Source organism: Streptomyces sp. NPDC048825 (assembly GCF_043198355.1).
GTDB lineage: Bacteria > Actinomycetota > Actinomycetes > Streptomycetales > Streptomycetaceae > Streptomyces > Streptomyces xiangluensis.
On the sequence record NZ_JBICUR010000012.1, the window covers coordinates 314,669 to 327,228 of the forward strand.

Sequence of the window (12,560 nt, forward strand, 5' to 3'; positions counted from 1 at the left end):
TCAAGGGACGAGCACGATACGTCCCCGCACGCCGCCCTCCGCCAGCCGGGCGTGCGCCTTGACGGCGTCGTCCAGGGCGTACGTCTCGGCCACCCGTGCCGTCAGCACGCCCTCGTCCAGGAGCGCCACCAGCTCCGCGAGGCGCGCCCCGTCGGGGGCCACCGACACCGCGCCGGTCCGCACGCCGCGTACGGAGGCGGGGGCGGCCTGCGGAATGACACCGAGGTACGCACCACCGTCCCGCACCCACTCGAGCGCCGCCTCGCCGAGGACCGCGGCGTCGAGCACCGCGTCCGCGCTGCCCGCCTTGACGGCGTCCGACGACGCGAAGTGGGCCGCCCCCAGGGAACGTACAAGCTCCTCGTCGCTCTCGCGGGCCAGGGCCGTCACCGATATCCCGCGGTGGCTGGCGAGTTGGACGGCGTAACCGCCGACGGCGCCCGCCGCGCCCGTCACCAGGAGTTCCTGGCCCTTCTGGAGGTCCAGCTGATCCAGGGCCTGGGCGGCCGTGAGGGCGTTCAGCGGAAGTGTGGCGGCGTGCACGGCGTCGGCCGTGGTGGGCGCCTTGGCCACCGCGTCGGCGTCCACGATCACGTAATCGGCGTGGGTGCCAAGGGACGCCCCCATGGCGAACAGGAGCGCGACCACCTCGTCGCCGACGCTCCAGCCGGCCGTTGCCCCAGCCGTCGCGTCGACCCCGTCGACCGTTCCGGCCACGTCCCAGCCCAGGCCGTGCCGCTCGCCCGCACCGCCGAAGATGCCCGCGAACGCGCCCGCCCGCACCTCCGCGTCGACCGGGTTGAGGGTGGCGGCCGCGACCTTGATCCGCACCTGCCCTGCGGCCGGCTCCGGAACGTCCGTCTCGATGATCTCCACGGCTTCCGGATCGCCGAAGGCCGTAACAACTGCTGCACGCATGACAACTCTCCCCATTTACAGGCGATTTGTGCGGGTATCCGTCCCGTTGCGACAACCCTAGGGAGAGTTGCTATCTTTCCGTAAGCAGGCACCTGAAGGTGCGTACATCACCCAGAGGTATGCGGAGGCGCGAGCCATGGCGACCAAGACGGCGGCCCAGCGGCGTGAGCAGGCGCGGATGGAGTACGACGCCTTCCTCCAGGCCTGCCCGACCAACCAACTCCTCGCCCGCCTCAGCGACAAGTGGGTCAGCCTGGTCGTCGCCGCACTCGGCTCCGGGCCCATGCGTTACAGCGATCTCGGCCGCAAGATCGCGGGCGTCAGCCCCAAGATGCTGACGCAGACGCTGCGTTCACTGGAACGGGACGGGATCGTGGCGCGGACCGTCACGCCGTCCGTGCCGGTACGCGTCGACTACGAACTCACTCCGCTCGGCAGGAACCTCTGCAACCTCCTCGTGGCGGTGAAGGACTGGGCGGAGCTGCACATCGAGGAGGTCATCGAGGCACGGGAGCGGTACGACTCGGAGGCTTCCCAGGCCGAGGCCCAGACCTAGGTTTCGGTTTCGGTTTCGGGGGAGTCGGGCGCACCGCCTCGCAACCGGGCGGTCTGTGTCGCCGTGAACTCCGCCGTCCGTTTCATGTGGCCGATGAGCAGGGCCAGTTCGTCGTCCCCGAGTTCCTCGAACAGGGCGTACCAGTCGCCGCTCAGCCGCCGCCACATCCGGCCGAACTCCTCGGCCTTCTCGGGCACGGTCGCCACGAGTACGCGCCGCCGGTCGCCGGCATCCCGCTGCCGTGCGACATACCCGGCCCGCTCCAGCCGGTCCACGAGCCGCGTCGCCGATCCGGTCGTCAGCCCTGTCAGCTCGGCGACGCGTCCGGTCGTGACCGGCCCCCTCTCCAGGCTGAGCAGGTTGAGGCACTGGAGGTCCGTGGGATGCAGGTTCAGCTGGTCGGCGACGGCCTGGTTGAAGAGGGCGTACAGGGCCATGCAACGGCGCGACTCGGTGGCCAGCTCGGAGAGCAGACGGCTGCGCCGCGCACCGGTGGTGTTGCCGGGCCTGGACATGGACATGGACATGGGCAGGGTCATACGGGCATGTATCCCACCCGGTACCCCCGGCAAGCCCCGCGAACAGGTGACGGAACCGGCCCGTCGGCATACGCCCCGCCCCATGCGAAGCTGCACCCATGCTCGTCGCCCGCTCCGCCGCCCTGTTCGCCCTCGCCGCGTTCTTCGAGATCGGCGGCGCATGGCTGGTCTGGCAGGGCGTACGCGAGGACCGCGGCTGGCTGTGGATCGGCGCCGGGGTCATGGCCCTCGGCGCGTACGGCTTCGTCGCCACCCTCCAGCCCGATGCGAACTTCGGCCGCATTCTCGCGGCGTACGGCGGAGTCTTCGTCGCAGGGTCGCTCGCCTGGGGCATGGTCGCGGACGGCTTCCGGCCCGACCGCTGGGACGTGACGGGCGCGCTGATCTGCCTCGCGGGCATGGCGGTGATCATGTACGCGCCGCGAGGCTGACCCGCTGAAGCAACAAGGACCTCGGGCCGGCAGGCCCTCAGGCCGGCAGATCCTCAGGCCGGGAGGTCTTCCGGCAGCAGCCCCAGCTGTCCGAGGAAGTCCAACTGGTCGAAGTAGAGCCGGTAGTCGGCGATCCGGCCGTCCTCGTCGATGGTGGCCAGGTCGACCCCGCGGAACCTGACCTCCTTCTGGGTCGCGGGCAGCGACTCCCCGGAGGGCAGGTGGATCGGCCCGGTGTTCCTGCCGCTGAAGAAGCCCTCGTCGACGGCGGTGTTGCCGATCTCGTACGAGTGCACCGACTCGAACGCACCCTCCGGGATCGCGTCCGTCATCTGCCGCCAGTACTCGACGATGTTGTCCCGCCCGTGGATCTCTCCGCCGTCGGGCGTCACTGCGACCGCGTCCGCCGCGAACAGTTCGTTGAGGGCCTTGATGTCCGGGGGCGCGGTGACCGCCTCGGTGAGCCGGTCCATGACCTCACGTGCCTGTCCCATAGATCCACCTCCTGTTACAGGGGATCACCCACCTCGATTTTCCCACCGTCCCCGGACCCGTGCATCAGGTCACCGGCCGGCCAGCCGTACGCCCCGATCGCCGGAACACGATCGGCACCCTGATCTGCCCGGCCGGAAGGGCCGTGATCATGTACACGCCCCGGGGAGGCAGCTGAGCTCGAAGAGGACCAAGCTGGAAGGACGAGTTCCTGAAGAAGGGCGAGGAACCATGAAGGCAACGACACAGAACGAGACGCCCGTCGCGTTCGAAGGCGGCGGCACGGAACTGCGCACGCAGGAGATCGGCGGCGACATGTCCGTCGCGTTCGTGCGGTTTCCACAGGGCACGGACATGGCACCGGTCCTCAAAGGGCAACCGGACGACCTGTGCCAATGCCCCCATTGGGGATACCTGCTCAAGGGCCGGCTGAAGATGCGTACGAAATCCGGGGACGAGATCTACGAAGCCGGACAGGCCTTCTACTGGGCCCCAGGGCACGCCCCGGAAGCCCTCGAGGACTGCGAGTACATCGACTTCTCGCCGACGAAGGAGTTCAACGAGGTCATCGACCACGTGAAGGCACAGATGGGATGACGGGGCCGGGCGGCTCCAGGGGACGTTGGCTGTTGCCAGACCATTCGACGTCCGCACCCGCCACCGGCCTATCCTGGCGGGGATTCGAACGCCGACTCGCGCGAGCGAGCGCGGACCCGCACCCCGCCCGAGGAGCAGCCCATGACCGCCCCCGCCGCCAAGTCCCGTATCGCTGTCGTCACCGGCGCGAGCAGCGGCATCGGGGCCGCGACGGCGCGGCAGCTGGCGGCGGCCGGTTACCGGGTGGTCCTCACGGCCCGTCGCAAGGACCGTATCGAGGCGCTGGCGGAGGAGCTCGAGGCGGCGGGCCACCAGGCGACGGCGTACGCGCTCGACGTCACCGACCGCGCGGCGGTCGACGAGTTCGCCACTGCCTTCAAGACCATCGGCGTGCTGGTCAACAACGCGGGCGGCGCGCTCGGCGCCGACCCGGTCGCCACGGGCGACCCGGCGGACTGGCGCCAGATGTACGAGACGAACGTCCTCGGCACGCTCAACGTCACTCAGGCCCTGCTCCCCGCCCTGACCGCGAGCGGCGACGGCACGGTGGTCGTCGTCTCCTCCACCGCGGGCCACGGCACGTACGAGGGCGGTGCCGGCTACGTCGCCGCCAAGCACGGCGCCCACGTGCTCGCCGAGACCCTCCGCCTGGAGATCGTCGGCACCCCGGTGCGCGTCATCGAGATCGCCCCCGGCATGGTCAGGACGGACGAGTTCGCCCTCACCCGCTTCGGCGGCGACGAGGAGAAGGCGGCGAACGTCTACGCGGGCGTGGCCGAGCCCCTGACCGCCGACGACGTGGCCGACACGATCACCTGGGCGGTCACCCGCCCCTCCCACGTCAACATCGACCTCATGGTCATCCGCCCCCGGGCCCAGGCCTCCAACACGAAGGTCCACAGGGAGCTGTGATGCCGGACGCCGAACGCGCACGCGAACAGGAGCAACGCCGCCTGGCCCAGGAGAAGAAGAACGAACGCTACGTCTGGTGGTACCTGGCGTACTTCCTCTTCGGCATCCACATCGTGGCGTTCGTCATGATCTACGCGGTCATGCACGCCAAGTAACTGCCGCCGCACCCGCTTCGAGTCAGGGGCCGACCCGCACACTCACCGGCTCCCTGACCACCGCTCCTGAACACCCCGATAGTCGATCACGAAGATCCTCTCCTCCCGCAGGAGTTCACGCGCCGCGGCCGACATCAGAAACTCATGGTCGGTCTGCCGCACCCGCCATCCCCCGGGCTCCACCACCCGCGATTCCTCATCGGCCAACCCGGGATGCACCGCCCACTCACTGAGCCCAACCGGCAACTCGCGCAACAACTGGGCATACCGAGCCGCCTTGCCATCGAGCCCGAGCGAGAAACTGTCGAGGAATTCGTTGTCGGTGACCGGTAACCCGGGCACCTTCTGCCGCCCGGCCTCACCCCAGACCCGCACCGCCAGCCCGTACTCGCCGGCCAAGGCCAAGGTCAGCTCAAAGATGTCGTCACGCCCGCCATCGGCCAGGCAATGCCAATCGAGGTGAGTGGGCGCCAACCCGGCCCCCACCACGGCGTCGACCTGCGCCCGAAACTCGACCTCGACATCCTCGATCCGAGCCCGCTCCAGCAATTCATCGCATCTGTCAGGCGAGAACAACTCCCCGGCCTCATCGAGCAACGACCCCACCCGCTCCTTCGAGGCAACGGGCCCCCACGCCCCCTCCCGCTCCGCCTCGCACACCAACGTGAGATGAATCCCGAACGGAATCCCCGGCCGCTCCCGCAACAACCGCATGGCCTCTCCGGCCCCGGGACACGGCACCATCAGGCTGCACGAACTCGCGATCCCACTTTCGATCGCCTCAACGACGGCGGAATTGATCCCGCGACGCATCCCGAAGTCATCACAGTTGACGACGAGGACACGGGCGTCGGCGGGAAATCCCAACAACTCACTGGACAGCACGACGGGTTCGGTCACCCTCGCAGTGTGAACTCCACGGACGGGAAGACGCTCGCGATTTACGCGGCCACGCGTGCGTGCAGAGGTGGTGTCACCAGATGTGATGTTACGGAGACGGGCGTGGCGGTGGGTCAGTGGGCCCGCGGTGCGGCCCGCCGGCGGTACATCACTTCCGCGGACGCCCGCGCGGTGACGAGAAGCGTTCGACCCCACCGCCGTCGTTCCCGTCTGGCGCACGACGGTGCACAAGGACATTGCCGCGTAGCCGCACCGCACAGGGAATGAGGGGCCTGGCCAAGATGGCCAGGCCCCTCTATTCAAGCCCGCGGATCAGCCCTTGACACAGACGACCTGCTTCAGCTTGGCCACGACCTCCACGAGGTCGCGCTGCTGGTCGATGACCTGCTCGATCGGCTTGTACGCGCCCGGAATCTCATCCACGACACCCGAGTCCTTGCGGCACTCCACGCCCCGCGTCTGCTCCTCCAGGTCCTTGGTCGAGAAACGCCGCTTCGCCGCGTTACGGCTCATGCGCCGACCCGCGCCGTGCGAGGCCGAGTTGAAGGACTTCTCATTGCCGAGACCCTTCACGATGTACGAGCCGGTGCCCATCGAGCCCGGGATGATGCCGTACTCGCCGGCCCTGGCGCTGATCGCCCCCTTGCGAGTGACGAGCAGGTCCATGCCCTCGTAACGCTCGCGGCTCACGTAGTTGTGATGGCAGCTCACCTCGGGTTCGAAGGTGACCCGGGCCTTCTTGAACTCCCTGCGGATCACGTCCTTGAAGAGAGCCATCATGATCGACCGGTTGTACTTCGCGTACTCCTGCGCCCAGTAAAGATCGTTCTGGTACGCCGCCATCTGCGGAGTGTCCGCGACGAAGACCGCGAGATCCCGGTCGATCAAACCTTGGTTGTGCGGAAGCTTCTGGGCAATGCCGATGTGATGCTCAGCAAGCTCCTTGCCGATGTTCCTGGATCCGGAGTGGAGCATGAGCCAGACCGAGCCCGTTTCACTTATGCAAATTTCCGCAAAGTGGTTTCCGGACCCGAGCGTTCCCATCTGCTTTGTGGCACGTTCCTGACGGAATTTGACCGCTTCCGCGATCCCGTCGAACCGCCCCCAGAAGTCATCCCACCCACCGATGGCGAACCCGTGCAGCCGCCCCGGCTCCACAGGACTGTCATGCATCCCGCGCCCCACCGGAATGGCCTGCTCAACCTTCGACCGCAGCCGAGACAGATCCCCCGGCAGATCATTCGCCGTCAGAGACGTCTTCACCGCCGACATCCCGCACCCGATGTCGACACCAACAGCAGCCGGGCAGACAGCCCCCCGCATCGCGATGACCGACCCGACCGTCGCGCCCTTGCCGTAGTGGACGTCCGGCATGACAGCCAGCCCCTTGATCCACGGCAGCGTGGCGACGTTCTGGAGCTGCTGGAGGGCGCCGGTCTCGACCGAGGCCGGGTCCGTCCACATGCGGATGGGGACCTTCGCTCCCGGTACCTCTACATACGACATAGCGTCTTCAATCCCCCGTAAGACAAACAAAGTTCGGGCATCGCAAATACCGGTGCCAAAGCCTACGAAAGGGAAGGCGAACCGGCGTTCACGGCCGTGCGTGCGATAGACATTGTGGTCACCGGCCGCCTTCGGGCGGCAAGCGAATAAGCAGAGCGAGAGGAGCCCCCGTGCAGCGGAAGGCGTTCGTATTCGGCGTCGCCGCGCTCCTCGCGGCGACGGCGACGCTGGCCGGCTGCACCGGTTCGGACGGCGGTGACGAGCCGACGGACTCGAAGCAGGGCGGCTCGGGTACGACGGCTGCCACGGCGGAGCCCGGCCGGTACCGCACGCTCCCGGAGCCGTGCGGTGCCGTCGAGCGGGGCACGCTCGACGCTCTGCTGCCGGGGCTCAAGCAGGTCACTGACAGGGAGCAGCGGGAGAAGGCGTATGCGGGGGCGCCGACGCTGACGTACGACACGGACCGGAAGGTCGGCTGCCGTTGGAAGGCTGAGGCGACGAGTGCGACGGATCACCTGTGGGTGGACTTCGAGCGCGTGGTCTCGTACGAGAACGCCGTGAGCGACGACAGCCGCGCCTCGGAGATCTACGCGACGAAGGAGGAGGCGGCGGATCTGCCCGTGCCCGCTCCGTCGTCCCCGAGTGCCACCTCCACGTCGACCCCGACTACGGATGAATCAGGCGCATCGGACGAAGTGACAGGCGGGGCGACGGGTGGCGCAGGCGGCGGCGCCGGCTCCCCCATCCCCACCCCGACCCCCACCGACGATCCGAGCTCCACGTCGGACGGCACCCCTTCCCCCAGCGCCACCCCCGCCTCCCTCCAGCCCCGCACTCTCGACGATCTCGGCGACGAGGCCTTCCTGGACGATGCGCTGAGCGCCTCGCGGCAGCGCACGGTGACTGTGGTGTTCCGCACGTCCAATGTGCTCGTGACGATCCGGTACGACGAGCAGCCGACGAGTACGACGGACGTCCCGAGCAGCGAGGAAATGCAGGACAGGGTGCGGGAACTGGCCGATCGGCTCGACGGCACGTTGAACGAGTAGCGGTCGCCGGAGGGCCGTGAGGCTGGGCGGAATGGAAGTCACATCCGTCCCGTACGGCGTACCGTGGCCCCTCGGACCCGACCGCACGCACACAAAACGCGTCTTGAGTGAAGGAACCATGCACCGACCCGCACAGCGACTCCCCCGCATCCTCATCAGCGCAGCCGTTGTTCCGGTGATGCTCGTCGCCGCAGGCTGCTCCTCGGACTCCGGCTCCGACTCCGGTGACGCCGCGAAGAAGGACTCCGACGCGAAGCCGTCCGCCTCCGCCACGAAGGCGGCGGTGGTGAAGGAGGCCGCGTACGCGAAGCTGCCGGAGCCGTGCAAGGTGTTCTCGTCGAAGACTCTGGGCGAGCTGGTGCCGAAGGCCTCCAAGTCCGGCAAGGAGGGCAGGTCGGACGACACGGCGACGCGCGGCAGCTGCTCCTGGGACAGCCTGGAGGACAAGGGTGTGAAGGGCTCCCAGTTCCGCTGGCTGAGCGTGTCCCTGCTGCGCTTCGAGTCGGACCAGACCCGGGGTACGGGCGAGAAGCTGGCGTCGGCGTACTACGCCGAACAGGTCCAGGACGTGCGCGCGGAGACCGGCGCGACGAACGCCAAGTCCGAGCCGGTGTCCGGTACGGGCAACGAGGCGACGGCGGTGAGTTACGACCTGAAGAAGAAGGAAGGCACCTTCAAGCAGCAGGTGGTCGTGGCCCGGGCCGAGAACATCGTTGTGTCGGTGGACTACAACGGCGCGGGTCTCGCGGGTGACAAGGCCCCGAGCGCGGAGGATCTGTCGAAGGCGGCGCTGAAGGCGGCGAAGGAGGCCGTGGAGGCTGTGGTGACCGCCAATCAGTCCGGCGGATCTGGATCGGGCTCCGGTTCCGGCGAGAGCGCGAGCCCGAGCAAGGGCGAGCCCTCCGCCTCGGCCAGCAAGCCCCCGGCGAAGAACTGACCGAGGACAACAAGAACTGACGCAGGGCTGCGGAAGGACTGGCGGGCCGGCTTCGGCCGGCCCCAACTCCGGGCCCGCCTCAGCTCTTTGACGGAGCCCGGCCCGCACGGGGCCGGGCTCCCGCCGTATACCGAAGCCGTACCGAAGCGGTGGTGGCACCCTTTCGGACACCCGCGAGCCGCACACATGTGCCACCCTGTTCCGCGCAACACGTCGCAAAAGGAGGGGAGTACGGGTGGCCGCGCCAATGGAGCTCACCAGGACGCACCGGATCCTCATCGGGGTCGTCGTCTTCGGGGCGGTCGTCATCGCCGGTATCGGCTTCGCCGGTTCGTACGCGGCGGTGCGGGAACTCGCCGTCGAGAAGGGCTTCGGGAACTTCAGTTACGTCTTCCCGATCGGCATCGACGCGGGCATCTGCGTCCTGCTGGCCCTGGACCTTCTGCTGACCTGGATCCGCATCCCGTTTCCGCTGCTGCGTCAGACGGCGTGGCTGCTGACGGCGGCGACGATCGCGTTCAACGGGGCCGCCGCCTGGCCGGACCCGCTGGGCGTCGGTATGCACGGCGTCATCCCGATCCTGTTCGTGGTCTCCGTGGAGGCGGCCCGGCATGCGATCGGCCGGATCGCGGACATCACGGCCGACAAGCACATGGAGGGCGTACGTCTCACCCGCTGGCTGCTCTCTCCCGTCCCGACCTTCCTCCTGTGGCGCCGTATGAAGCTGTGGGAGCTGCGTTCGTACGATGCGGTGATCAAGCTGGAGCAGGAGCGTCTGGTCTACCGGGCCCGCCTCCGCTCCCGTTACGGCCGCGCCTGGCGTCGTAAGGCTCCGGTGGAGTCCCTGATGCCGCTGCGCCTGGCCCGCTATGGCGTCCCGCTCGCCGAGACCGCCCCTTCGGGCCTCGCGGCGGCGGGCATCGAGCCGGTGCTGCTGCCTCCGGCTCCGCGGCAGCAGGAACGGGAGCTGGAGTCTTCGCAGCGGGCCGGGACGCCCGGGACGCCTGCCAGGGAGCAACGTGTCCCCGAGGACGACTCCGTTCCGGAGCAGCAGGTCCAGGAACAGGCCCAGGCCCAGCAACCCGAGTCCAGCCCGTGGTTCGCACCCCCGCACCAGGTCGTCTACGAGGGCGGCTACGACCCGTCGTACGAGCCCGTGGAGCAGTATGACGGCCAGCAGTACGACCAGCAGTGGTACGAGGAACAGCGCCAGGCTCAGGACCAGGACCAGGACCAGGACCAGGCCCAGGCCCAGGCCCAGGCCCAGGCTCAGGAGTACGAGCCCGGCCCCGAGGACACGGGCAGCTGGCGCATCCCGACCGGCCCGGGCGGTCGCACCCGCCAGCTGGGCGAGGGCGGTGGGACGCCGGAGCCGGCGGCGGCACCGCCGCGGCAACTCCCCATCCCCGCTCAGCGGGAGGGGCACGCGGAGCCGTCCGAGGAGGGCTACTACCAGGTGTTCCGCCAGTCGATCAACGGCAGCTTCCCCACTCCGCGTGAGTTCGGCGACAACATCGCGGCCCAGTACGGCGAGAAGCTCACCGACAGCGAACTGAAGCGCCTTTCGGACCGCTTCCAGAACCGCTTCAACGCGGAACTGGAGGAGGACCACATCGCATAGCCGTCCTGCGTACGTGGATGGGGGCGCCCGACCTTGCCGATTATGCGGCTACCGCCGCGTGGCTCCGGGCGCCCCCATCCACGTATCACCAACTCCTACGCGCCGAGCAGCTTCCGTACCCGGTCCGCCCCCACCGCGAGCAGCAGCGTGGGCAGCCGGGGCCCGGTGTCGCGGCCGACGAGGAGGTGGTAGAGCAGCGCGAAGAACGAACGCTGGGCGGACTTGATCTCCGGCGGCAGTTCCTTGGGCGTGGCATCGGAGGAGAACCCGGCCTGGACCTTGGGCACGCCGTACACGAGGTGAGTCAGCCCGTCGAGGGACCAGTTCGAGTCGAGCCCCTCCATCAGCAGCCGGAGCGATTCGCGGGCCTGGTCGTCGAGGGACTTCAGCAGTTCGACGTCCGGCTCGTGGCGGACGACGGTCCGCTGCTCGGCCGGTACCTGGGTGTTGATCCACGCCTCGGCCTTGTCGTACCGCGGCCGTACTTCTTCGAGCGAGGCGAGCGGGTTGGTGGGGTCGAGGTCGCTGAGGATGCGCAGGGCCTGGTCCTCGTGGCCGGCGGTGATGTCGGCGACTGAGGCGAGCGTGCGGTACGGCATGGGCCGCGGGGTCTTCGGGAGCTCGCCCGCGGCGGTCCCTACGGCGCGGGAGTGGGCTGCGATGTCGGCGGGCAGGGCGGTGCTGTCGGCGACCTTGGCGTTCAGCTTGTCCCACTCGTCGTAGAGCCGCTGGATCTCCTGGTCGAAGGCGATCTTGAAGGACTGGTTGGGCCGGCGGCGGGCGTACAGCCAGCGCAGGAGCTGGGGCTCCATGATCTTCAGGGCGTCGCCGGGTGTGGGCACGCCGCCGCGGGAGGACGACATCTTCGCCATGCCGCTGATCCCCACGAAGGCGTACATGGGGCCGATCGGCTGCTTGCCGCCGAAGATGCTGCCGACGATCTGTCCGCCGACCTGGAAGCTGGAACCCGGGGACGAGTGATCGACGCCGGAGGGCTCGAAAACAACGCCCTCGTAGGCCCAGCGCATCGGCCAGTCGACCTTCCACACCAGCTTGCCGCGGTTGAACTCGCTCAGCCGGACGGTCTCCGAGTAGCCGCACTCGGTGCAGGTGTACGTCAGCTCGGTGGTGTCGTCGTCGTACGCCGTGACCGTGGTGAGGTCCTTGTTGCAGCCGCCGCAGTAGGGCTTGTACGGGAAGTACCCGGCGGACCCGGTCCCGTCGTCCTCGGCAGCGGCCCCCGACCCCTCGGCGGCCTCGAGCTCGGCTTCGTCGACGGGCTTCTGCTGCTGCTTGTTCTTGTTCTTCTGCTGACCGTCCGGGGTCTTCTTGGTGCGGTACTGGTCGAGGATCGCGTCGATGTCCGCGCGGTGCCGCATGGCGTGCAGGACCTGTTCGCGGTAGACGCCGCTCGTGTACTGCTCGGTCTGGCTGATCCCGTCGAACTCGACGCCCAGCTCGGCCAGGGCCTCGGTCATGGCGGACTTGAAGTGCTCGGCCCAGTTGGGGTGGGGGGAGCCCTTGGGTGCGGGCACGGAGGTGAGCGGGCGGCCGATGTGCTCGGCCCACGACTCATCGATCCCGGCGACGCCGTTCGGCACCTTGCGGTATCGGTCGTAGTCGTCCCAGGAGATGAGATGGCGGACCTCGTGCCCGCGCCGCCTGATCTCGTCCGCGACGAGGTGGGGCGTCATGACCTCGCGGAGGTTGCCCAGGTGGATGGGGCCGGAGGGCGAGAGCCCGGACGCGACGACGACCGGTTTCCCAGGCGCCCGACGCTCCGACTCCTCGATGACCTCGTCCGCGTAACGGGAGACCCAGTCGGTGGTCTCGGTGCTCTGAGCCACGATCGGCACGTCCTTCTTTCCTCAGGGGTTCGCCATCGCCCGGCGCTACGTAGTTCCGCCCGGCTGACCACACCATTCTCCCAGCTCCGCCACCATCCAC

General features: G+C 68.6%; 14 protein-coding genes. 8 read left to right on the top strand and 6 right to left on the bottom strand.

Annotation, left to right across the window (positions count from 1 at the left end; translation table 11 throughout):
* Positions 1-918: an NADP-dependent oxidoreductase gene (locus ACGFNK_RS28380; protein ID WP_393420337.1), complete on the bottom strand. Its 918-nt coding sequence runs from the start codon at positions 916-918 to the stop codon at positions 1-3.
* A 136-nt stretch (positions 919-1,054) separates the two neighbouring features.
* Between ACGFNK_RS28380 and ACGFNK_RS28385 the strand changes: the two genes are divergently transcribed.
* Complete coding sequence (locus ACGFNK_RS28385) at positions 1,055-1,474, top strand: winged helix-turn-helix transcriptional regulator (RefSeq protein ID WP_393420339.1); 420 nt, start codon at positions 1,055-1,057, stop codon at positions 1,472-1,474.
* Here the strand turns inward: ACGFNK_RS28385 and ACGFNK_RS28390 are convergent.
* Complete coding sequence (locus tag ACGFNK_RS28390; RefSeq protein ID WP_393420341.1) at positions 1,471-2,013, bottom strand: MarR family winged helix-turn-helix transcriptional regulator; 543 nt, start codon at positions 2,011-2,013, stop codon at positions 1,471-1,473. The genes ACGFNK_RS28385 and ACGFNK_RS28390 overlap by 4 nt on opposite strands.
* A gap of 98 nt (positions 2,014-2,111) precedes the next feature.
* On the opposite strand from ACGFNK_RS28390, the gene ACGFNK_RS28395 reads away from it, so the two are divergent.
* Positions 2,112-2,444, top strand: coding sequence for a YnfA family protein (locus ACGFNK_RS28395; RefSeq protein ID WP_386347242.1), 333 nt, complete (start codon positions 2,112-2,114; stop codon positions 2,442-2,444).
* A 53-nt stretch (positions 2,445-2,497) separates the two neighbouring features.
* On the opposite strand, the gene ACGFNK_RS28400 is transcribed toward ACGFNK_RS28395, so the two are convergent.
* Positions 2,498-2,938, bottom strand: a complete 441-nt coding sequence (locus ACGFNK_RS28400; protein WP_386347240.1) for an ester cyclase — start codon at positions 2,936-2,938, stop codon at positions 2,498-2,500.
* Between the two features lie 229 nt (positions 2,939-3,167).
* On the opposite strand from ACGFNK_RS28400, the gene ACGFNK_RS28405 reads away from it, so the two are divergent.
* The 3 genes from ACGFNK_RS28405 to ACGFNK_RS28415 all read left to right on the top strand — a co-directional run bounded on the left by ACGFNK_RS28405 (position 3,168) and on the right by ACGFNK_RS28415 (position 4,600).
* Positions 3,168-3,533, top strand: a complete 366-nt coding sequence (locus ACGFNK_RS28405) for a hypothetical protein (RefSeq protein ID WP_386347238.1) — start codon at positions 3,168-3,170, stop codon at positions 3,531-3,533.
* Positions 3,534-3,674: 141 nt separating this feature from the next.
* Positions 3,675-4,445 carry an SDR family NAD(P)-dependent oxidoreductase gene (locus tag ACGFNK_RS28410; RefSeq protein WP_165344970.1) on the top strand — a complete coding sequence of 257 codons (771 nt, stop codon included), beginning with the start codon at positions 3,675-3,677 and terminating at the stop codon, positions 4,443-4,445.
* On the top strand, positions 4,445-4,600 hold the full coding sequence (locus tag ACGFNK_RS28415) for a hypothetical protein (protein WP_393420344.1): 156 nt from the start codon (positions 4,445-4,447) through the stop codon (positions 4,598-4,600). The genes ACGFNK_RS28410 and ACGFNK_RS28415 overlap by 1 nt, the downstream gene beginning before the upstream one ends.
* Before the next feature lie 42 nt (positions 4,601-4,642).
* Here ACGFNK_RS28415 and ACGFNK_RS28420 read toward each other — a convergent pair whose 3' ends face one another.
* Together ACGFNK_RS28420 and ACGFNK_RS28425 are read right to left on the bottom strand one after the other, a co-directional pair.
* On the bottom strand, positions 4,643-5,500 hold the full coding sequence (locus ACGFNK_RS28420) for a polysaccharide deacetylase family protein (protein WP_393420346.1): 858 nt from the start codon (positions 5,498-5,500) through the stop codon (positions 4,643-4,645).
* Positions 5,501-5,812: 312 nt separating this feature from the next.
* Positions 5,813-7,006 (bottom strand): RtcB family protein, encoded by a 1,194-nt coding sequence (locus ACGFNK_RS28425; protein ID WP_393420348.1) that lies wholly within the window; start codon positions 7,004-7,006, stop codon positions 5,813-5,815.
* A 170-nt stretch (positions 7,007-7,176) separates the two neighbouring features.
* Between ACGFNK_RS28425 and ACGFNK_RS28430 the strand changes: the two genes are divergently transcribed.
* From ACGFNK_RS28430 to ACGFNK_RS28440, 3 genes are all read left to right on the top strand, one after another.
* On the top strand, positions 7,177-8,055 hold the full coding sequence (locus ACGFNK_RS28430; RefSeq protein WP_393420350.1) for a DUF3558 domain-containing protein: 879 nt from the start codon (positions 7,177-7,179) through the stop codon (positions 8,053-8,055).
* Positions 8,056-8,173: 118 nt separating this feature from the next.
* A complete protein-coding gene (locus ACGFNK_RS28435; RefSeq protein ID WP_393420352.1) occupies positions 8,174-8,992 on the top strand; it encodes a DUF3558 domain-containing protein in 819 nt (272 codons plus the stop codon).
* A 235-nt stretch (positions 8,993-9,227) separates the two neighbouring features.
* On the top strand, positions 9,228-10,613 hold the full coding sequence (locus ACGFNK_RS28440; protein WP_393420354.1) for a DUF2637 domain-containing protein: 1,386 nt from the start codon (positions 9,228-9,230) through the stop codon (positions 10,611-10,613).
* Between the two features lie 95 nt (positions 10,614-10,708).
* On the opposite strand, the gene lysS is transcribed toward ACGFNK_RS28440, so the two are convergent.
* Positions 10,709-12,469, bottom strand: coding sequence for a lysine--tRNA ligase (gene lysS / locus ACGFNK_RS28445; protein ID WP_393420356.1), 1,761 nt, complete (start codon positions 12,467-12,469; stop codon positions 10,709-10,711).
* Between the last annotated feature and the right edge of the window lie 91 nt (positions 12,470-12,560).